Origin of the sequence: Streptomyces cylindrosporus (assembly GCF_022698165.1) — a bacterium.
In the GTDB taxonomy this organism is placed as follows: Bacteria; Actinomycetota; Actinomycetes; order Streptomycetales; family Streptomycetaceae; genus Streptomyces; species Streptomyces cylindrosporus.
In genome coordinates this window covers 859,314-880,663 of record NZ_JALDAY010000002.1, presented here as the reverse complement: position 1 = coordinate 880,663, position 21,350 = coordinate 859,314, and the positions used below count along the sequence as shown (strand labels likewise).

Sequence of the window (21,350 nt, the reverse complement as noted above, 5' to 3'; positions counted from 1 at the left end):
TACGGATGCGTCGCCCTGTCGCGCGGAAACTGTCGGTCCTGGCGGTCTCGGCCGCCGTGGTTTCGGTGGGGGCGGCGGCGCCACCGTCCTCGGGGAGTACGGCCGCCGCGAAGGTGCCGGTCGCCGTCGGCTACGGCGGCGCGGTCGCCAGCGTCGACGCGGACGCCTCCGCCGCCGGTATCGAGGTGCTGAGGAAGGGCGGCAACGCGGTCGACGCCGCCGTCGCCACAGCGGCGGCCCTCGGCGTCACCGAGCCGTACTCCTCCGGCATCGGAGGCGGCGGCTACTTCGTCTACTACGACGCCAAGTCCCGTACGGTGCACACCATCGACGGCCGTGAGACCGCGCCGCTGACCGCCGACTCCGACCTGTTCGTGGAGAACGGCAAGCCGCTCGCCTTCGCCGACGCCGTCAGCAGCGGGCTGAGCGTCGGCACCCCGGGCACGCCCGCCACCTGGCAGACCGCCCTCGACAAGTGGGGGAGCAGGAGACTCGGTTCGGTGCTGAAGCCGGCCGAGCGGATCGCCCGCGACGGCTTCACCGTCGACGACACCTTCCGCTCGCAGACCGCGTCGAACGAGACGCGCTTCCGGTACTTCCCGGACACGGCGAAGCTGTTCCTGCCGGGCGGGCAGCTGCCGGTGGTGGGCTCGACGTTCAAGAACCCCGATCTCGCCCGCACCTACGAGGAGTTGGGCAAGAAGGGCGTCGGCGCGATCTACCGCGGCGACCTCGGCGACGACATCGTGAACACGGTGAACAAGCCGCCGGTGGACCCCGGTTCGGGCTGGAACGCCCGGCCCGGCAAGCTGTCCGACGCGGACCTCGCGGCCTACCGCGCCAAGCTCCAGGCGCCCACCGAGACCGGGTACCGCGGCCTGAAGGTGTACTCCATCGCGCCTTCGTCCTCGGGTGGCACGACCGTCGGCGAGGCGCTCAACATCCTTGAGAACACCGACCTTTCGAAGGCGAGCGAGGTCCAGTACCTGCACCACTACGTCGAGGCGAGCCGGATCGCGTTCGCGGACCGGGGGCGCTGGGTGGGGGACCCCGCCTTCGAGGACGTACCGACGAAGGAACTGCTGTCGCAGAAGTACGCCGACTCGCGGGCCTGCCTGATCAAGGACGACGCGGTGCTGACGAGCCCGGTGGCGCCGGGCGATCCGCGCAACCCGGCGGCGTGCGCGTCGGGCGGTACGGCGGCTCCCACGACCTACGAGGGCGAGAACACGACGCATCTGACGGTCGCCGACAAGTGGGGCAACGTCGTGTCCTACACGCTGACCATCGAGCAGACCGGCGGCAGCGCGATCACCGTGCCCGGGCGCGGGTTCCTGCTCAACAACGAGCTGACGGACTTCTCGTTCACACCGGCCAACCCGGCCGTGCACGACCCGAACCTGCCGGGCCCCGGGAAGCGGCCCCGGTCGTCGATCTCGCCGACGATCGTCCTGGACGAGCACAACAAGCCGGTGGTTGCCGTCGGTTCACCGGGCGGGGCGACCATCATCACGACCGTGCTGCAGGTGCTGACCGAGTTCCTCGACCGTCATCTGCCGCTGGTCGACGCGATCGCCGCACCGCGCGCCAGCCAGCGCAACGCGGCCAAGACTGAACTCGAACCCGGGCTGTACAACAGCGACTTGAGGACTCAGCTGGAGGCCATCGGGCACTCGTTCTCGCTGAACCCCGAGATCGGGGCGGCGACCGGCGTGCAGCGGTTGCCGGACGGGAAGTGGCTGGCCGCGGCGGAGACGGTCCGGCGGGGCGGGGGTTCGGCGATGGTCGTGAACCCCACGCCGTGAAGCCGTGAACCCTACTCCGTGAAGCCGTGAACCCTACTTCCTGAAGACGAGGCGCCCTTCCTCCACGTCCACCGTCACCGTGCCGCCCTCCGCGATCGTGCCGTCCAGCAGCTGCCGGGACAGTCGGTTGTCCACCTCCCGCTGGATGGTGCGGCGCAGGGGGCGCGCCCCGTACTCGGGCTGGAAGCCTCGCTCGGCCAGCCAGTCCACCGCCGCGTCCGTGAAGTCGACCGTGATGCCCTGGGCGTGCAGCAGCCGCCGGGTCTTCTCCAGCAGCAGGTCGGTGATCTGCCGCAGTTGATCCGTCGTCAGCTGGCGGAAGACCACGATCTCGTCGATGCGGTTCAGGAACTCCGGGCGGAAGTGGTCCCGCAGCGGCCGGAGGATCTGCTCGCGGCGGGCCTCCTCGTCCGCGTCCGTGCCGCCCGCGCCGAAGCCGATGCCCGCGCCCCGGCGGGTGATCGCCTCCGAACCGAGGTTGCTGGTCATGACGATCACCGTGTTGGTGAAGTCGACCGTGCGGCCCTGGGAGTCGGTCAGGCGGCCGTCGTCCAGGACCTGGAGGAGGATGTTGAAGACGTCCGGGTGCGCCTTCTCGACCTCGTCCAGCAGGAGCAGCGAGTACGGGTGCCGGCGCACGACCTCGGTGAGCTGGCCCGCCTCCTCGTGGCCGACGTACCCGGGCGGGGCGCCGACCAGGCGGCTGACGGTGTGCCGTTCCTGGTACTCGCTCATGTCCAGGCGGACCATGCGCTCCTCGCTGCCGAACAGGGCCTCGGCAAGCGCGCGGGCCAGCTCCGTCTTGCCCACGCCGGTCGGGCCCAGGAAGAGGAAGCTGCCGATCGGCCGGTCGGGGCTGGAGAGTCCGGCGCGGGAGCGCAGGACCGCCTCGGAGACCACGCTCACGGCCTCGTCCTGCCCTACGACCCGCTCGTGGAGGTGCTCCTCCAGGCCGAGCAGCTTCTCCTTCTCCTCCTGGGTGAGGCTGGCGACCGGGATGCCGGTCTGCCGTGAGACCACCTCGGCGATCGCCTCGGCGGTGACCGCGAGATCCTGGCCCTCGTCGGCCTTGTCCTCCCCGCCGGCCTCGCTGATGCGCTGCTTCAACTCGGCGATCTGATCACGGAGTTGGGTGGCCCGCTCGTACTGCTCGTCCGCGACCGCCTGGTCCTTGTCGCAGGTCAGCTGTCCGATCTCGCGCTCCATGGCCCGTACGTCCGTGCCCTTGGTCCGCGCCCGCAGCCGTACCCGGGCACCCGCCTGGTCGATCAGGTCGATGGCCTTGTCGGGCAGGCGGCGGTCGGTGAGATAGCGGTCGGACAGCTCGACGGCGGCGACCAGCGCCTCATCGGTGTAGCGGACCTGGTGGTGGGCCTCGTAACGGTCGCGCAGGCCGCGCAGGATCTCGATGGTGTCGGCGACGGACGGTTCGGGCACGAGGATCGGCTGGAAGCGGCGGGCGAGTGCCGCGTCCTTCTCGATCCGGCGGAACTCCTCCAGCGTGGTGGCGCCGACGATGTGCAGCTCGCCGCGGGCCAGCGCCGGCTTGAGGATGTTCCCGGCGTCCATCGCACCGCCCTCACCGCCTCCGCCGGCGCCGACGACGGTGTGCAACTCGTCGATGAAGACGATGAGTTGGTCGGAGTGGGCGCGGATCTCGCCGACGATGTTGTTGAGCCGCTCCTCGAAGTCGCCGCGGTAGCGGGTGCCCGCGACCACACCGGTCAGGTCGAGGGCCACCACGCGCCGCCCGGTCAGCACGTCGGGCACGTCCCCGTCGGCGATCCGCTGGGCCAGCCCCTCCACGATCGCGGTCTTGCCGACGCCCGCGTCCCCGATCAGCACCGGGTTGTTCTTGCCGCGGCGGGAGAGCACCTCGATGGTCTGCTCGATCTCGTCGTCCCGCCCGATCACCGGGTCGATACGGCCCTGCCGGGCCAGGTCGGTGAGATCACGGCCGTACTTGTCGAGCGTGGGCGTGCCCGTGGCGCGGGCCTGCTCGGTACGGCCGCCCGGCGCGGTGTCCGGGGCCTCGGGCGGGCCGGTGGGCGCGAAGCGGGCCGAGTTCAGGATGTGCCCGGCGGCCGAGTCGGGGTTTGCGGCCAGGGCGCTGAGGACGTGTTCGGGGCCGATGTAGCCCGCGCCGCTCGCCCGCGCCAGGTCGTGCGCGTCCAGCAGGGCGCGCTTGACGGCCGGGGTGAGCGAGAGCGAGGTGGGCGGCGGCGCCTCCTCGGGCGTGTGCTGGACCGGGCCGGAGCGCTCGTCGATCTCCGACGCCAGGGAGTCGGGGTCCGCGCCGGCGCGGCTGAGCAGACTCCGGGTCGGCTCGCTCGTCAGGGCGGCCCGCAGCAGATGCTGGGTGTCGAGGTCGCGACTGCCGTGCTCGGCGGCGTACTGGGCGGCGCCGCGCACCAGTTCCCGGGCCGGCTGACTGAGCAGCCGTCCGATGTCTATCTGCCGCGGGCCGGGGCGCGGTCCGCCGAAGAAACGAGCGAGGAATTCACCGAAGGGGTCGTAGCCCTCGGGTCCGCTGAAGCCGCTGGTCATGGCTTTCCCATCCGGCGTCCCTGCGCGGGCCGGGGACGCCCTCGCTGATCGACATGCCGGACTCGGGTAACCCGGGCACAAGCGGATTACACGTTGGGCGCGCGTTCGTAGAACACCTTCGCACGAACCCCGGTGGGCAGCACCTCCAGCGGACGGACTCCGGGCCGTCAGAGGGATTCGATGAGTACGAGCTCCTCCAGCACCTTGCGTACCCGGGGGCCCCAGTCGGCCTGACCGACCTCGTGGTGGGCGGCGGGGAAGCAGCGGGTGGGGGGCTTGTCGGCCCAGTCGCGCTCGTCGAGTGCGGCGCGGCGCACATAGGTCATGGCGCCGACGGGGTTGGTGTGGAAGACGACCTCCAGCTGTTCCGGCCGGCCCCCGCCCGGTGCGCGGTCGGTGAGGACGAAGGTCTCGTAGAAGCCCCTGTGCTGCTCCGTTTCCGGGATGTAGGAGTCGACGAGGTGCGCGGAGTCGCAGAAGTAGCCCTCTTCCGCGAAGGCGTCCAGGACGGCCTCGTGCAGGGGCAGGGCCGAGACGTGCAACAGGTCGTTGTCGGCGGCGCTTCTGCTTCCGTCGCGCAACGACAGCTCCGTCTTCACCCAGAGCGTGACCCCCACGGCCCGTCCGCCCACCTCACTCACCGGCGTCTCCCAGGAGAGCCGCTCCGTGAAGGTGAGCCGCTTCTCCTCGCCCTTGCGGAGGGTGAAGTAGTACGGCCGGGCACCGCAGAACTCGATCTCGTAGTCCCGCAGTTCGTCGTCGTGCCTCGTGATCTGGGCCAGCACGCGCAGATAGACGGTGTCGACCTCGGCGTCACGGCTACCGCCCCGCAGGAGAACCTCGCCCCGCAGCTCCGCGCCCGGATACACCGGACCCAGGATCTGCGTGTCCACCTCGATCGCCTCGTCCGGATCCCCGATCCCGAACAGCCGTTTGAACCCCACGTGCGCCCCTCCCCGAGCCCGCGATGATCAGGAAGGGCAGGTTAGCAGCGGGGCACGGCCCTGATCAGCGTGCCGTCAGGATCCTCGGTCCGCTCTCCAGGATCGCCACCGTGTGCTCCACATGTGCCGCCCGCGAACCGTCGTCCGTCCTCAGCGTCCAGCCGTCCGCCGCCGCGTGATAGCCGTCCCGTCCGCTCGCGATCAGCATCGGCTCGATCGCGAGGGCCATGCCGTGCCGCAGCGGGTAGCCCCGGCCGGGGCGGCCCTCGTTCGGAACGCCCGGGTCCTCGTGCATACGGCGCCCGATGCCATGTCCGCCGAAGCCCTCCGGGATGCCGTAGCCCGCCTCCCGGCACACCGTGCCGATCGCGTGCGCGATGTCGCCGACGCGGTTGCCGACGACCGCCGCGTCGATGGCGGCCGCGAGGGCACGCTCGGCGGTCTCGATGAGCCGTACGTCGTCCGGGCGCGGCTCGCCGACCGTGAAGCTGATCGCCGAGTCGCCCGCCCAGCCGCCCAGTTCGGCGCCGCAGTCGATGGAGACCAGGTCGCCGTCGCGCAGCCGGTAGCGGGTCGGGATGCCGTGCACGATCGCGTCGTTCACCGAGGCGCAGATGACGGCGGGGAAGGGTGTGGGCGCGAAGGAGGGGCGGTAGCCGAGGAAGGGCGAGCCGGCCCCCGCCCCGCGCAGCACCTCGCGTGCCACCTCGTCCAGCTCCAAAAGGGAAACGCCCACGTCGGCGGCCTTCTGCACGGCCGTGAGGGCACGCCCGACCACCTGGCCCGCCTCGTACATGGCGTCGATCGATGTGTCCGTCTTCAGTTCCACCATGCCAATTAATATACCGGGTTGTTAGACCGGATTGAAATCCGGGATTAGAATGGCGCCATGGTGCGCACCCCTCTCACCCCTGAAGAGCGCGAACGCGGCGAGCAGCTCGGCCGGCTGCTGCGCGAGGCCCGCGGCGGGCGGAGCATGACGGACGTGGCGGCCGCGGCGGGCATCTCCGCGGAGACTCTGCGCAAGATCGAGACCGGGCGGGCCCCGACGCCCGCCTTCTTCACAGTGGCCGCGCTCGCCCGGACGCTCGGCCTGTCCATGGACGACCTTGTGGAGAGGTGCGCCCTGCTGCTCGCGTGATCGGCCGCACATCGGTCAAGATCGCGCAATGACGGGTCTGCGCGCCCCTCGAAAACTCCCCGTAGCACCCCCGTAACACGACTGGTGTTGCCTACGGAACCGGAGTGCTCCGGTCTGGCGGGAGTTGGGCGATGGCTGTGGATCAACTCCCGGGTCGGATGCGGGAGTTCGTGAACTACCTGAGCGGCCTGCTGGCGCGCCTGGACCAGGGCGGCGGCTGGTGCGCGGTGTTCTGGCAGCGCGATCCCGACGGCATGCGGGCCTGTCTCGAAGGGCGCGAGGTGCCGCCCTGGGACGTGATGGAGGCGCTGCTGCAGGACCTCACCGCGGAATACGGTCCGGCCTTCGTCGCCGAGGAACTGAACCGGGTCCGCGCCCTGCACACGGCCGCGCTCACCGCGTACGACGCCCGCCCCGGCGCCCGGGACGCCCTCGGCGACCGCCTCGACGTCATGCTCCGCGAACAGCGCTACGCCGCCGAACGCCAGGCGGAACTGGCCCGCATGCTCGCCTCCGCGACCACACGGCAGCAGGCCGACACCATCCGCCTCGACCTGGCCTGGGCCCACGACGACCACGAACGCGCCACCGCCCGCTGCGCCGAACTGCGGGGCAGGATAGCCGAGTTGGACCGCCGAGCGACGGGCGAACGGATGGCGGCGGCCCGGCGGGGCCGGCTCAGCGGGGGAGCGGTGTACCGGATCGACCGGGAGTACGCGGAGACCGAGGACGGGCTGGACGACACGGGGCCGGCTCCGAGGGGCGGGCTCGCCGGGGGTTCGGGCGGGCCCGGGGGACGCGACGCCGGCTTGCAGCAGCAGCGCGGCTCGTACGACTCGTCGCCCACGAGTGGACCGCGGGGTGGGTACGCGCCAGGACGCCGGGAGCCGTCGGCGCTGATTGCCCCGTACGGAGATGACGCCGAGGAAGCGGGACGTGGGCCGAGGCTCTCGCCGACGCGGCGCGGACCGGAGCCCTCGGCCGCGCGGGGGGACCTCTTCACGGGCACGTCTTCGGCCACACCCGCCCCCGACGCCCCGCAGCTGCACGACGCCCCTCGCTCCCCGGCTCCGGGCCGCACCCTCCACCCCTCCACCCCCGAACAGCACTACTCCGCGCAGCCGACCCCGCAATACCCAGCCCCGGCAGGGTCGGCCTCCGCCCAGGCGACCCCGCAGTACCCGGCCCCGGCTGGGTCGGCGGCTACGCAACCGGCGCCGCACTACCCGGCCACGGCCGATGCCGCCACTCATCCGGCGCCGCAGCCGCACTACCCCACCCCGGCCGGGTCGGCCTCCCCGCAACCGGCGCCGCACTACCCGGCCACGGCCGATGCAGCCGTCCGTCCCGCGCCGCAGCCGCACTACCCCACTTCGGCCGAGACCCCCGCCCACCCGGCGCCCCAGCGCACCGCCGCCGCCCCGTCGGACCCCGCCCACCCCGAACACCCCGCGCCCTCCCAGCCCGCCCCCACCCTCGAACCCCCCGCCCCCAAGAAGCGCAAGCGCCGGGGCAGTGCCCGTTTTGCCGGGATGGTCGAGGAGGACGCCGCGCCTGTTGTCGTACCGCCGACCGCCCCGCAAGTGCTTCCCTCGCCCGCGGCCGATGGTGGCCGTACCCCGCGCGGCGCCCGTTTCGCCGGGGCCGCGGAGGCTCCCGCGCGGGCGGAGCCGGTCGTCGAGGAGCTGGACGCGGAGGGGGCCCGTGAGGTCGCCGGGGCCGTCGAGCGGCTCGTGCGGCTGCGTGCTGAGGGGCGTAGCGGGGAGGCCCATGCGCTGCTCGTCGAGGCCGCCTACTGGCCCGCCGTGAGGTTTCCACCGCTCGCCGTCGGACTGCAGCGGGCCGGGCTCGGCGCCGACTGGGCGACGCTGCTGTGGGAGGCCGCCTCGCTGCCCGCCGACCGGCTCGTCGCGGCCGCCGACGCGCTGGTCGCGGCCGGGCGCGGCTCCGACGGCGAGCAGATCCTGCGGCAGGGCGTCGCCCGCCCCGCCGGCGAGATAGGCCGGGCCGTGCTGGGGCTGGCCACCGAGGGGCGCCGGCGTGAGGTGCGCGCGCTGCTCGACGCGTACGTCAGGGTCCGCACCCCCGAGGAGGCCGCCCGCAGCGCCGAGCCGGACCCGGGGGCCCTCGTACCCCTGCTGCTCGAAGCCGCGCGAGGAGTGTCGGACGAGCGACACTGGGATCTGGTGCACGCCCTCCGGGTCGCCGGTTTCGCCGCCTGACGCGGTCCCCGCTCACCCACAGGAGTGCGAAACGTGATCGACTCCGCGGGTTAACGGCGATGGTCTTGGCAAGGCTCTCCCGGAGGCTTACGTTCATCCCTCTACGGCCGTCGTCTACGGGCGTAGAGGCTCTGACGTCCCGCCGAAGGAGCAGCTCATGGCCAACGTCGTTCGTGCCGCTCTGGTCCAGGCCACCTGGACCGGCGACACCGAGTCCATGGTGGCGAAACACGTGGAGCACGCCCGTGAGGCGGCCCGCCAGGGTGCGAAGATCATCGGGTTCCAGGAAGTGTTCAACGCCCCCTACTTCTGCCAGGTCCAGGAACCCGAGCACTACGGCTGGGCCGAACCGGTGCCCGACGGGCCGACCGTCGTTCGTATGCAGGAACTCGCCCGCGAGACCGGCATGGTGATCGTCGTCCCGGTCTTCGAGGTCGAGCAGTCCGGCTTCTACTACAACACCGCCGCCGTGATCGACGCCGACGGCACCTACCTCGGCAAGTACCGCAAGCACCACATCCCGCAGGTCAAGGGCTTCTGGGAGAAGTACTACTTCAAGCCCGGCAACGTCGGCTGGCCCGTCTTCGACACCGCCGTCGGCAAGGTCGGCGTCTACATCTGCTACGACCGCCACTTCCCCGAGGGCTGGCGGCAACTCGGCCTCAACGGCGCCCAGTTGGTCTACAACCCGTCGGCCACCTCACGCGGCCTGTCCGCCTACCTGTGGCAGCTGGAGCAGCCCGCCGCGGCCGTCGCCAACGAGTACTTCGTCGCCGCCATCAACCGCGTCGGCCAGGAGGAGTACGGCGACAACGACTTCTACGGGACGAGCTACTTCGTCGACCCGCGGGGCCAGTTCGTCGGCGAGACGGCCAGCGACAAGAGCGAGGAACTCGTCGTCCGCGACCTCGACTTCGACCTGATCGAGGAAGTGCGGCAGCAGTGGGCGTTCTACCGAGACCGACGACCCGACGCCTACGAGGGGCTGGTGCAGCCGTGACCGACCTGTACGCACGTCATCGATCCGTCCTGCCGGACTGGCTCGCGCTCTACTACGAGGACCCCCTCGAGATCACGCACGGCGAGGGCCGGTACGTCTGGGACTCGGACGGCAACAAGTACCTCGACTTCTTCGGCGGCATCCTGACGACGATGACCGCGCACGCCCTCCCCGAGGTCACCAAGGCGGTCAGCGAGCAGGCCGGGCGGATCCTCCACTCGTCGACCCTCTACCTCAACCGGCCGATGGTCGAACTCGCCGAGCGGATCGCCCAGTTGAGCGGCATCCCGGACGCCCGCGTCTTCTTCACCACCTCCGGCACCGAGGCCAACGACACGGCTCTCCTGCTCGCCACCACCTACCGCCGCAGCAACACGATCCTGGCGATGCGCAACAGCTACCACGGCCGCTCCTTCAGCGCGGTCGGCATCACCGGCAACCGCGGCTGGTCCCCGACCTCCCTGTCCCCGCTGCAGACCCTGTACGTCCACGGCGGCGTCCGCACCCGCGGCCCGTACGCCGAACTCAGCGACGACGCCTTCATCGAGGCCTGCGTCGACGACCTCAAGGACCTCCTCGGCCACACCCGCCCGCCCGCGGCCCTGATCGCCGAGCCCATCCAGGGCGTCGGCGGCTTCACCTCGCCGCCCGACGGCCTGTACGCGGCCTTCCGCGAGGTCCTCGCCGAGCGCGGCATCCTCTGGATCGCCGACGAGGTGCAGACCGGCTGGGGTCGCACCGGCGACAACTTCTGGGGCTGGCAGGCACACGGCCGGAGCGGCCCGCCGGACATCCTCACCTTCGCCAAGGGCATCGGCAACGGCAGCTCCATCGGCGGGGTCGTCGCCCGCGCCGAGATCATGAACTGCCTGGACGCCAACAGCATCTCCACCTTCGGCGGCACCCAGATCACCATGGCCGCCGGCCTCGCCAACCTCAACTACCTGCTGGAACACGACCTTCAGGGCAACGCCCGGCGCGTCGGCGGACTGCTCGTCGAGCGGCTGCGGGCCGTCGCCGCGCAGGTTCCGCACGTACGGGAGGTACGCGGCCGGGGCCTGATGCTCGGCGTCGAGCTGGTGAAGCCCGGCACCGACGAGGCCGATCCGCAGGCCGCGTCCGCCGTGCTGGAGGCGACCCGCGCCGACGGGCTGCTCATCGGCAAGGGCGGCGGCCACAACACCAGCGCCCTGCGCATCGCGCCGCCGCTGTCCCTCACGGTCGCGGAGGCCGAGGAGGGCGCCACGATCCTCGAACGCGCTCTGAGGAGCCTGTCGCAGTAGTGGACTGAGCAAGGGAACGGCCGTCATGACCACCACCTTCGGGACCCTCGAACCGGCGTTGTCCGTGCGCCAGGTGCTGACCATGGAACGGGTCCTCGCCGGGGAGCCCGAGGTGGTGGCCGGCGCGGCCCAGCTCGACCGGCCCGTGCGCTGGGTGCACGTCGCCGAGGCACCCGACGTGGGCGTGATGCTCAGCGGCGGCGAGATGGTCCTCACCACCGGCGTGCTGCTCGCCGGCGACGAGGAGAAGCAGGCCGAGTACATCCGGTCCCTGCACCGCGCGGAGGCCGCGGCCGTGGTGCTCGGCCTGGGACGTGCCTTTCCGGCGCCCCCGGACGTGATGCGCCGGGCCGCCGAGCGCTGCGGGCTGCCGATGGTGGTGCTCCACCGGCCCTTCCCCTTCGCCGAGTTGACGGAGGAGGTGCAGGCCCGGCTGGTACGGCGGAAGTTCGCCGCCGTCAGCCTGTCGGAGTCCGTACGGACCGCCCTGACCGGACTCATCACCGGGGGCGCCCCGCTGCAGAGCCTCCTCGACGAGGTCGCCCAGCACAGCGCCTGCCCGGTCGTCGTCACCAACCTCGCGCACCGCGTCCTCGCCACCGCGGGGGAGCGCTCCGCGGTCGACGACGTGCTGCGCGACTGGGAGCGGATCTCCCGGCAGGCCGGCGGCAGCGAGGGCGACGGCTGGATCCGCGCCGAGCTGGGCGGACGCGGAGAGCGGTGGGGCCAGATCGTGCTGTGCGGATACCGCGGGGACACCGCCACCGGACGGCTCCTCGCCGACCGCGGCGCCGAGGCCCTCGTCCTGCACCGCATGCTCGGCGGCAACTCCGCCCACACCTGGGAGGAACAGTCGGCGCAGAGCCTGCTGACCGACCTGGTGAGCGGCGTCGTACCGGCACGCCAGCTGCTGCCACGCGCGCGTGCCGCCGGACTCCCGGTCAACCGGCGCACCTTCGTGCCGATGGTCGTGCGGGACGGCGACGCCGCCGGGCTCGAGCGCGTCCTGCGGATGCTGGGGCTGCCGGGCCTCGTCGCCGAGCTCGCCGAGGAGGCCACCGCCGTGCTGCTCAGCCTGGCCCGGGACCAGGACGCCGCCGTGCTCGTGGCGAACTTCGCGGCCCGGCTGCGCTCCGAGGCCGCCCGCACGGTCGTCGCCGCGGCCGATCCCCGCATCGCCTGGGACGACGTACCGGCCGGGCTGCGCGAGGCACAGCACGTCGCCGACGCCGTGGCGGACTCCGCGCACGCCCTCGACCTCCCGGCCGTCGTACGCCTGAAGGACGTACACCTGCGGGGGCTGATCCGGCTGCTGCGGGACGACCCGCATGTGCAGTCCTTCGCCGAGCGGGAGCTGGACGGGCTGCTGTGCTCGGCCGACGACGATCTGCTGTCCGTGCTGCGGACCTATCTGGCCACCGGCCGCAACAAGTCCCGCACCGCGCAGCTCCACCACGTCTCCCGGCCCGCCCTCTACCGGCGGCTGGAAGCCATACAGGGCCGGCTCGGCGTCGACCTCGACGACTTCGAGCAGGCCGCCTCGGTGCACATCGCGCTCCTCGCGCACGACGCGCAACAGGGCTGAAACATGCCACGACCTGGGAAAACGGTGGTGAAACATGGGCTCACGACAGGGTGACACCGTGACACGCCGCACGCCCGCAGACGTGACACCGTGCAACTCAAAGCCGGTTTTCGGACTTCCTAGTCTTCTCGCACACCGAGCGACCGGAGGTCCCGATGAGCAGAGTGATCCGTGCCGCCCTCTTCCAGACCGCGTGGACGGGCGACAAGGAGTCGATGATCCAGGTACACGAGCAGGCGGCCCGCGACGCGGCCGCGCAGGGTGCTCAGGTCCTGTGCTTCCAGGAGCTGTTCTACGGGCCCTACTTCTGCCAGGTCCAGGACAAGGCGTTCTACGAGTACGCCGAGCAGATCCCCGACGGCCCGATCGTCAAGCGCTTCCAGGCGCTCGCCAAGGAGCTGGGCATCGTCCTGATCCTGCCGATGTACGAGGAGGAGCAGCCCGGCGTCCTCTACAACACCGCGGCCGTGATCGACGCGGACGGCTCGTACCTCGGCAAGTACCGCAAGCACCATATCCCCCAAGTCCCGGGATTCTGGGAGAAGTTCTACTTCCGCCCCGGCAACCTCGGGTGGCCGGTCTTCGACACCAAGGTCGGGAAGATCGGCGTCTACATCTGCTACGACCGCCACTTCCCCGAGGGCTGGCGGGCGTTGGGGCTGGCCGGTGCCGAGATCGTCTTCAACCCGTCGGCCACCTCGCGCGGACTGTCCGCCTATCTCTGGCAGTTGGAGCAGCCGGCCGCGGCCGTCGCCAACGAGTACTTCGTCGGCGCGATCAACCGGGTCGGAGTCGAGGAGCTCGGCGACAACGACTTCTACGGGACGACCTACTTCGTCGACCCGGAGGCCCAGTTCGTGGGCGAGGTGGCCTCCGACAAGGAGACCGAACTCGTCGTCCGCGACCTGGACATGGCCAAGCTGCGGGAGGTGCGCGACCGCTGGCAGTTCTACCGCGACCGCCGTCCCGACGCCTACCCGCCGCTGACCGCACCCTGACCGAACCGTCCACCCTGGCAGGAGAGGGACCATGAGCAGCCGTACCGTCATCCGCGGTGGTCTCGTCATCACCGCGTCCGACGAGATCCACGCCGACGTGCTGATCGAGGACGGCCGCATCGCCGCCCTCGCCGCCTCGGGCACGCCCGCCGCCGAAGCGTTCACCGGCGAGCGGACGATCGACGCCACCGGGAAGTACGTCATCCCCGGTGGCGTCGACGCCCACACCCACATGGAGCTGCCCTTCGGCGGCACCTTCGCCTCCGACACCTTCGAGACCGGCACCCGGGCCGCCGCCTGGGGCGGTACGACGACGATCGTCGACTTCGCGGTACAGAGCGTCGGCCACAGCCTCCGCGAGGGCCTCGACGCCTGGCACGCCAAGGCGGAGGGCAACTGCGCGATCGACTACGGCTTCCACATGATCGTCTCCGATGTGAACCAGGAGACGCTCAAGGAGATGGACCTGCTGGTGGAGGAGGGCGTGACCTCCTTCAAGCAGTTCATGGCCTACCCCGGCGTCTTCTACTCCGACGACGGCCAGATCCTGCGCGCCATGCAGCGCTCCGCCGAGAACGGCGGCCTGATCATGATGCACGCCGAGAACGGCATCGCGATCGACGTGCTGGTGGAGCAGGCCTTGGCGCGAGGGGAGACCGACCCCCGCTACCACGGCGAGGTGCGCAAGGCGCTGCTCGAAGCCGAGGCCACCCACCGCGCCATCAAGCTCGCGCAGGTCGCCGGAGCGCCCCTGTACGTCGTGCACGTCTCGGCCATGGAGGCAGTGGCCGAGCTGGCACGCGCGCGTGACGAGGGGCTGCCGGTCTTCGCCGAGACCTGCCCGCAGTACCTCTTCCTGTCGACCGACAACCTCGCCGAGCCCGACTTCGAGGGCTCGAAGTACGTGTGCAGTACGCCGCTGAGGCCGCGCGAGCACCAGGCCAAGCTGTGGCAGGGCCTCAGGACCAACGACCTCCAGGTCGTCTCCACCGACCACTGCCCCTTCTGCTTCGTCGGCCAGAAGGAGCTCGGGCGCGGGGACTTCTCGAAGATCCCCAACGGTCTGCCGGGCGTCGAGAACCGAATGGACCTGCTGCACCAGGCAGTCGTCGACGGGCACATCAGCCGCCGCCGCTGGATCGAGATCGCCTGCGCCACCCCGGCCCGGATGTTCGGCATGTACCCGAAGAAGGGCACGATCGCTCCCGGCGCCGACGCGGACGTCGTGATCTACGACCCGAACGCCGAGCAGGTCATGTCGGTCGAGACGCACCACATGAACGTCGACTACTCGGCCTACGAGGGCAAGCGCATCACCGGCCGGGTCGAGACGGTCCTCTCGCGCGGCGAACTCGTCATCACCGAGCGGGAGTACACCGGCCACGCGGGGCACGGCGTCTACACCCCGCGCTCCACCTGTCAGTACCTCAACTAGGAGTGGCGCACATGGACTTCGGACTCGTCCTGCAGACCGATCCGCCGGCCTCGAAGGTCGTCAGCCTGATGAAGCGGGCGGAGCGCAACGGCTTCACCTACGGCTGGACCTTCGACTCGGCGGTGCTGTGGCAGGAACCGTTCGTGATCTACAGTCAGATCCTGGCCAATACCCAGAAGTTGACCGTGGGCCCGATGGTGACGAACCCCGGGACCCGCACCTGGGAGGTCACCGCTTCCACCTTCGCCACCCTCAACGACATGTTCGGCAACCGCACCGTCTGCGGCATCGGCCGCGGCGACTCCGCGATGCGCGTCGCGGGCCGTACGCCGAACACGCTGGCCCGGATCAGCCAGGCTATGAAGGTCATCAGGGCCCTCGGCTCGGGCCAGGAGGCCGACCTCGGCGGCGCGGTGATCAAGTTCCCGTGGATCAAGCCCGGCGCCGAACTCCCCGTCTGGATGGCGGCGTACGGCCCCAAGGCGCTGAAGATGACCGGCGAGGAGGCCGACGGGTTCATCCTCCAGCTGGCCGACCTCTATCTGACGGAGTACATGGTCAAGGCCGTGAAGGACGCGGCCGTCGCCGCCGGCCGTGACCCCTCCGAGGTCAAGATCTGCGTCGCCGCCCCCGCCTACGTCACCGAGGACGACTCGCCGGAGGCCCTCGCCCACGCCCGCGACCAGTGCCGCTGGTTCGGCGGCATGGTCGGCAACCACGTCGCCGACCTGGTCTCCAAGTACGGCGAGCACTCCGCCCAGGTCCCCGAGGAACTCACCGACTACATCAAGGCCCGTGAGGGGTACGACTACTCGCACCACGGGCGTGCCGACAACCCGGACACCGCCTTCGTCCCCGACGAGATCGTCGACCGGTTCTGCCTCATCGGGCCGGTCGAGAAGCACATCGAGAAGCTGAACGCCCTGCGCGAGCTGGGCGTCGACCAGTTCGCCGTGTACGACATGCACGACGCGCAGGAGACCGTCATCGACGCGTACGGCACGAAGGTCATCCCCGCCGTCAACGCCTGACCCACAGCAGCACCCTCAACCCACCGTCCCCCCACTCCAGTTCACCCCCTCCTCACCTCCCCGGGGAGGGGGCCGGAGACCCGCACGGCCTTTCCGGACCCACCCCTCATCGATTGGCCTGCCCATGACCGACACCGCTCCCACGGCCATACCGCCGACCGCTCAAGTCACCCTGGACGACGGGCGCGTGGAGATCGCGCCGGGGTCCCCCATGCCCAGCGGTCCGTACGCGAACGAGGACCTGCTCCCGGTCCCGATCGAGAAGCGCACCTGGACCACGTACAACTTCTCCGCACTGTGGGTCGGCATGGCCCACAACACGGCCTCCTGGACGCTGGCCTCCGGTCTGATCGCCGTCGGCATGGACTGGAAGCAGGCGGTGTTCACCATCGCCCTGGCCAATGTGATCGTGCTGGTCCCGATGCTTCTCACCGGGCACGCGGGACCGAAGTACGGCATCCCCTTCCCGGTGTTCGCGCGTGCGTCCTTCGGTGTCCGCGGCGCCAACCTCCCCGCCGTCGTACGGGCGTTGGTGGCGTGCGGCTGGTTCGGCATCCAGACCTGGATCGGCGGCGAGGCGATCTACTTCCTCGCCGGGAAGCTGATCGGGAACGGCTGGTCCGACGCCGGGAAGATCGGCGGGTACGCCTGGACGATGTGGCTGTCGTTCGCGATCTTCTGGGCGATCCAGGTCGCCATCATCTACCGCGGCATGGAGACCATCCGCCGCTTCGAGAACTGGGCCGCGCCCTTCGTCATCGTCGGCGCGCTGGTGATGCTGATCTGGATGAGCAACAAGGCCGGCGGCTTCGGCCCGCTGCTCGACCAGCCCTCCAAGCTCGGCTGGGGCGGCGGCTTCTGGAAGCTGTTCTGGCCGTCCCTGATGGGCATGATCGGCTTCTGGTCCACGCTGTCGCTGAACATCCCCGACTTCACCCGCTACGGCAAGTCGCAGAAGGCGCAGACCTGGGGACAGGCCCTCGGCCTGCCCACCACCATGACCCTGTTCGCGCTGCTGTCCGTGCTGGTCACCTCCGGTTCGCAGGCCGTGTACGGGCAGACGATCTGGGACCCGGTCCAGCTCGCCGCGAAGACGGACAACGTCCTCGGCCTGCTGTACGCGCTGGTGACCGTGCTGGTGGCGACCCTCTCCGTGAACATCGCGGCCAACCTGGTCTCCCCGGCCTTCGACTTCTCCAACATCGCGCCCCGGAAGATCAGCTTCCGCACCGGCGCCCTCGCCACCTGCGTCATCGGCGTGCTGATCTTCCCGTGGAAGCTGTACTCCGACCCGCAGGGCTACATCTTCACCTGGCTCGGCCTGGTCGGCGGTCTGCTCGGCACGGTCGCCGGCATCCTCATCGCCGACTACTGGATCCTGCGCCGCGGCAAGCTCGACCTCGTCGACCTGTACCGCACGGGCGGCCGCTACTGGTACGAGGGCGGCTGGAACTGGCGGGCCGTCGTCGCCTTCGCGGTCGGCGGCGTCCTCGCCATCGGCGGCGCCAGCTTCAAGCCGCTGATCGACGGCCGCCCCATCCCGGCGCTGAAGTCCCTCGCCGACTACGGCTGGGCGGTCGGCCTCGGCACCTCGATGGTGCTCTACCTGCTCCTGATGGTGCTGACCGGAAAGAACCGCCCGGAGGCCTGAGCCCCGCCCCTCGAAGGGCAGCCGGCGCTACTGGCTCTGGCTGCCCTTCAGCGCGGTCACCGCGTCCTTCGCCGCCTTGATCGCGCCGGTGTTGATCACGCTCGTGCTCGGCGCCTTCTTCGACTCGAAGTCGCTGCCGTTGTACGTGGTGACCACCAGGACGTTGGCCACGCGCGCGATGACGACGCCCTCGCGGGTCTGCTGCTTGTCCTCGGTGGTGAGGTTCACGACGGAGTAGCCCTCGTCACCGAGGCCCGGAACGTCCCCTCCGCCGCTCTTCTCCGCAAGTCGTTCCTTGTATTCCTTCTGTGCCGCTTCGTCCGAGGTCATGACCTCGTAGGAGATGTCGAGCCAGCGGTAGTCGTACCCCTTGAGCGCGTTCCAGGAGCAGGTGCGGCGCAGCTTCGAGTCCGTCGACTTGATCTCCTTGCCGGCCGTCTTGGCGCCCGGCACCAGCGACTTGATCGTCGCCGTGGTGATCGCGCCGCAGGGGGCGGGCGCGGAGTCGTACGACTTGGACACGGCCTGCGTGGACGGTGCGGAGGGCGACGAAGTGCTCGTCTTGTGCGAGGTGTTGTGCTCGTCGGCCGGCGTCGCCGGACTCGACGACAGTGCCCAGCCCGCCGCGGCGAGCACGACGACCGGGGACAGGCGTGCCGTCAGGGCGACCGGCAGAGGAAATTCGCGCACGGGCACACTTTTCGGTGGGGGACGGTGTGCGGAGCAGTCCGCACTGCGGACGGGGCGCCAGTTTCACACGAGTCCCTGTGAGACGGAAGCGGAAACTCGCTCCGTGCCCGCGCGGTCACTGAGCCCTCATGGCTGATGCTCCCTCAGCGCGGCGGGCAGGGCGAGCGCGCTCTCGATGCGGTCCACGGCCGCGAAGGCGCCGTACGCGACGAGGTGGACCAGACAGTGATCGCTGTGCTCGGGCCGGCGCCAGGCGGCCACGTCCTCGTCCGTGATGCGGTACGGCGCGAGGGCGGCCAGCAGCGCCAGCCGCGCCCCGGGCCGCTCCTGCCGCCGCGGGAACCCGCGCAGCACGGCCGACGGGTGCTCGCCGTCCCAGTCCCGCAGAGCCGTGTGTACGAGGGCCAGGTCGTCCGCGTCGAGCAGGCCGGCGCCCGCCCGCGCGGCCGCGCCCAGGGCGGCGTAGGCGGGGCCGACCGGGCTGCCGGCGGCCCAGTCCGGGCCGGGGCCCGGGTCGTCGAGGAGGGGAAGGGCAGCTCCCGGTTCCGGAGTGCGGCGCACGGTCCGCGACAGGGCGCGGCCCGCGATGCTGCGGACCGCGCGGAACCGCTGCAGGCCGCCCGGCAGCAGCTGCTCGGTCAGCAGCGCGGAGACGATCCGGTTGATGAAGTGGAAGGCGAGGGCCGTGCCCAGGTAGGCGGGGGCCTGCTCGTCCGGGAAGGGGTACGGCCGCAGGTCGGCGCCCGGCACGCGGGTGGCGAGGCCCCAGTCGAGCAGGCGCTCGTGCTCCGCGCTCGCCGGGTCCTCGTCGCGGGCCAGCTGCTCGGCCAGGGCGTGCTCACCGGTCGCGTGCAGCAGCACGGTGTGCGCGTCCACGCAGAACGGGCACCGGTTGGCGAGCGACACCCCGAGCGCGGCGAGCTCCTTGCCGGTACGGCTGCCGGGGCCGGCGATCAGTGACTCGCGCATCAACGCCCAGGCGGGCGCGAGGAGTTCGGGCGCGGAGGACAGCACGACGAAGGTGGGCGGCCGGTCGATGCCGAAGTCGGCGGAGATCTGCTCGTAGACCTCGGCGACCCGGCCGGTGGCCGACTTGGGCGACGGTGGCTGGGTGTGACGGAAGGGTGTGGACATGGTCAGCAGCATGCGCGGGCGGGGCGGGTGACGTCGTCGTACGCGTGGAGGTTGTCGGCACTACGACGAGGAGTCCGCGGGGGCCGTCGAGTACTGCGTGGGGAGTAGTGGGGGAGCCGTCCACAGGTCTGACGCCGTTGTCGGTGCGGCCGTCTACTGTGCGTGCATGAGCGGGCACTTCGTGACAGGCAGGCGGCTCGCCGACGCGGCCCTCGCGGTCGTCGTCGGCGCCCTCGTCATGACCGTGGCCGCCTTCGACGCGGACACCGGGCCCGTCGACTACGCGCTCATCGCGGTCGGTTCGGCCGCGCTTGCCTGCTACCGGGCGGCCCCGCGAGCGGTGCTGGCCGTCACCACCGCGAGCGGCTCGGCGTACGTGCTGCACGCCCACCCGGGCCCGGTCTCCGCGCTGCCCGTCTTCGCCGCGGTCCACACGGCCGCCCGCGTCGGACACCGGGGCCTGGCGGCCGCGGCGAGCGGAGTGTTCCTGGCGGCGTTCATCGCCACCGGGCCGACGACCCAGGAGGTGGTCGAGCGGGCCGTGCTGCTCGCGGGCTGGTTCCTGTGCGCGGTCGTCACCGGCCTCGCCGACCGCAACTGGCAGGCGTATCTGCGCCAGACCGAGCAGCGCGCGCTGGAGGCGGAGCGGACCCGGGAGGAGGCGGCGCTGCGTCGCGCGGGCGAGGAACGCCTCCGCATAGCAAGGGAGTTGCACGACTCCCTCACCCACAGCATCTCCATCGTCAAACTCCAGGCCGGGGTCGCGGTGCACCTCGCCCGCAAGCGCGGCGAGGAGATTCCGCCCGCGCTGCTGGCCATCCAGGACGCGAGCGGCGACGCGATGCGCGAGCTGCGGGCCACCCTGGAGCTGCTGCGCGGCGACGAACCGACCGGCACGCCCGCGCTGCTGGTGGAGCGCGCCTGCGCGGCGGGCCTGTCCGTCGACCTCACGGTGACGGGCGAGGAACGCCCGCTGACGGCGACGGTCGACCGGGCCGTGTACCGCATCGTCCAGGAGGCCCTCACCAACGCGGCCCGGCACGCGGGCCCGGCCAAGGTCACCGTCGAACTCGCCTACGCCGACGACGACTTGACGATCCACGTGGCGGACGACGGCACCGCCGACCCGACCCGCCCGACCACCCCGGGCGTCGGCCTGACCGGCATGCGCGAACGCGTGACGGCCCTCGGCGGCACCCTGCACGCGGCACCGCGCGAGGAGGGCGGCTTCGAGATACGGGCCTCGCTGCCGCTGCGGGAGGCGGGATGAAGGAGGACGGGCGGGGCGGCGGCACGATCAGGGTCGCTCTCGTCGACGATCAGGCGCTCATGCGGGCCGGGTTCCGGGCCTTGCTGGACGCCGAGGACGGGGTCGAGGTCGTGGGGGAGGCGGCGGACGGGGAGCAGGGGGTCGCTCTCGTCCGTGCGCAGGTGCCCGACATCGCGCTGATCGACGTACAGATGCCGGTCATGACGGGCATCGAGGCGACCCGCAGGATCGCCGCGGACCCCGCACTCGCGGCCGTCCGGGTCGTGATCCTCACCAACTACGGCCTTGACGAGTACGTCTTCGAGGCCCTGCTCTCCCCGTCGGTCACCCGCACCCTGATCGGCGAGTTCGTCGCCCGCCCGCCGGACCGCGCCACACCTCCGGACCTCGACCGCCTCACCCGCCGTGAACGCGAGGTGACCGCCCTCGCCGCCCACGGCCTCACCAACGAGGAGATCGCCGCGCACATGGTCATCAGCCCGTTCACCGCCAAGACCCACATCAGCAGGGCGATGACGAAACTGGGCGCCCGGGACCGCGCCCAACTGGTCGTCTTCGCCTACGAGTCGGGGCTGGTGGCGCCACGCCGCACTTAACCCGTTGCACGCGGGGCG

The 21,350-nt window shown here is 71.2% G+C and carries 17 protein-coding genes; 12 read left to right on the top strand and 5 right to left on the bottom strand.

What is annotated here, in order from left to right:
• The first annotated feature begins 5 nt into the window (after positions 1-5).
• Positions 6-1,805: a gamma-glutamyltransferase gene (gene ggt, locus MQP27_RS09070; RefSeq protein WP_242763446.1), complete on the top strand. Its 1,800-nt coding sequence runs from the start codon at positions 6-8 to the stop codon at positions 1,803-1,805.
• A gap of 33 nt (positions 1,806-1,838) precedes the next feature.
• On the opposite strand, the gene MQP27_RS09065 is transcribed toward ggt, so the two are convergent.
• From MQP27_RS09065 to map, 3 genes are all read right to left on the bottom strand, one after another.
• Positions 1,839-4,352 carry an ATP-dependent Clp protease ATP-binding subunit gene (locus MQP27_RS09065; RefSeq protein ID WP_242763443.1) on the bottom strand — a complete coding sequence of 838 codons (2,514 nt, stop codon included), beginning with the start codon at positions 4,350-4,352 and terminating at the stop codon, positions 1,839-1,841.
• 167 nt (positions 4,353-4,519) lie between these two features.
• Positions 4,520-5,296: a sporulation protein gene (locus MQP27_RS09060; RefSeq protein WP_242763440.1), complete on the bottom strand. Its 777-nt coding sequence runs from the start codon at positions 5,294-5,296 to the stop codon at positions 4,520-4,522.
• A gap of 64 nt (positions 5,297-5,360) precedes the next feature.
• Positions 5,361-6,128: a type I methionyl aminopeptidase gene (map, locus tag MQP27_RS09055; protein WP_242763438.1), complete on the bottom strand. Its 768-nt coding sequence runs from the start codon at positions 6,126-6,128 to the stop codon at positions 5,361-5,363.
• 57 nt (positions 6,129-6,185) lie between these two features.
• Between map and MQP27_RS09050 the strand changes: the two genes are divergently transcribed.
• The 9 genes from MQP27_RS09050 (at position 6,186) to MQP27_RS09010 (ending at position 17,642) form a co-directional block, all read left to right on the top strand.
• Complete coding sequence (locus MQP27_RS09050; RefSeq protein ID WP_242763436.1) at positions 6,186-6,437, top strand: helix-turn-helix domain-containing protein; 252 nt, start codon at positions 6,186-6,188, stop codon at positions 6,435-6,437.
• Positions 6,438-6,568: 131 nt separating this feature from the next.
• The gene (locus MQP27_RS09045; RefSeq protein WP_242763434.1) at positions 6,569-8,659 is read left to right on the top strand and encodes a hypothetical protein; all 2,091 of its coding nucleotides are present in this window, start codon (positions 6,569-6,571) and stop codon (positions 8,657-8,659) included.
• Between the two features lie 157 nt (positions 8,660-8,816).
• Positions 8,817-9,659 carry a nitrilase-related carbon-nitrogen hydrolase gene (locus tag MQP27_RS09040; RefSeq protein ID WP_242763432.1) on the top strand — a complete coding sequence of 281 codons (843 nt, stop codon included), beginning with the start codon at positions 8,817-8,819 and terminating at the stop codon, positions 9,657-9,659.
• Positions 9,656-10,942 (top strand): aspartate aminotransferase family protein, encoded by a 1,287-nt coding sequence (locus MQP27_RS09035; RefSeq protein WP_242763430.1) that lies wholly within the window; start codon positions 9,656-9,658, stop codon positions 10,940-10,942. Before MQP27_RS09040 ends, MQP27_RS09035 begins: the two co-directional genes overlap by 4 nt.
• A gap of 25 nt (positions 10,943-10,967) precedes the next feature.
• The gene (locus tag MQP27_RS09030) at positions 10,968-12,527 is read left to right on the top strand and encodes a PucR family transcriptional regulator (RefSeq protein WP_242763428.1); all 1,560 of its coding nucleotides are present in this window, start codon (positions 10,968-10,970) and stop codon (positions 12,525-12,527) included.
• A gap of 155 nt (positions 12,528-12,682) precedes the next feature.
• On the top strand, positions 12,683-13,525 hold the full coding sequence (locus tag MQP27_RS09025; RefSeq protein WP_242763426.1) for a nitrilase-related carbon-nitrogen hydrolase: 843 nt from the start codon (positions 12,683-12,685) through the stop codon (positions 13,523-13,525).
• Between the two features lie 31 nt (positions 13,526-13,556).
• On the top strand, positions 13,557-14,960 hold the full coding sequence (hydA, locus tag MQP27_RS09020; RefSeq protein WP_242763425.1) for a dihydropyrimidinase: 1,404 nt from the start codon (positions 13,557-13,559) through the stop codon (positions 14,958-14,960).
• An 11-nt stretch (positions 14,961-14,971) separates the two neighbouring features.
• Entirely contained in the window at positions 14,972-15,991 is a 1,020-nt protein-coding gene (locus tag MQP27_RS09015) for a TIGR03842 family LLM class F420-dependent oxidoreductase (protein ID WP_242763423.1), read from the top strand.
• 124 nt (positions 15,992-16,115) lie between these two features.
• Positions 16,116-17,642 (top strand): NCS1 family nucleobase:cation symporter-1, encoded by a 1,527-nt coding sequence (locus MQP27_RS09010; RefSeq protein WP_242763421.1) that lies wholly within the window; start codon positions 16,116-16,118, stop codon positions 17,640-17,642.
• A gap of 27 nt (positions 17,643-17,669) precedes the next feature.
• Here the strand turns inward: MQP27_RS09010 and MQP27_RS09005 are convergent, their stop codons facing one another.
• Both MQP27_RS09005 and MQP27_RS09000 read right to left on the bottom strand, forming a co-directional pair.
• Positions 17,670-18,332, bottom strand: coding sequence for a hypothetical protein (locus MQP27_RS09005; protein WP_242763419.1), 663 nt, complete (start codon positions 18,330-18,332; stop codon positions 17,670-17,672).
• A gap of 126 nt (positions 18,333-18,458) precedes the next feature.
• Positions 18,459-19,466 (bottom strand): carboxymuconolactone decarboxylase family protein, encoded by a 1,008-nt coding sequence (locus MQP27_RS09000; RefSeq protein ID WP_242763417.1) that lies wholly within the window; start codon positions 19,464-19,466, stop codon positions 18,459-18,461.
• A gap of 166 nt (positions 19,467-19,632) precedes the next feature.
• On the opposite strand from MQP27_RS09000, the gene MQP27_RS08995 reads away from it, so the two are divergent.
• On the top strand, positions 19,633-20,736 hold the full coding sequence (locus tag MQP27_RS08995) for a sensor histidine kinase (protein ID WP_242763415.1): 1,104 nt from the start codon (positions 19,633-19,635) through the stop codon (positions 20,734-20,736).
• A complete protein-coding gene (locus tag MQP27_RS08990; protein WP_242763413.1) occupies positions 20,733-21,332 on the top strand; it encodes a response regulator transcription factor in 600 nt (199 codons plus the stop codon). The genes MQP27_RS08995 and MQP27_RS08990 overlap by 4 nt, the downstream gene beginning before the upstream one ends.
• The last annotated feature ends 18 nt before the right edge of the window (positions 21,333-21,350 follow it).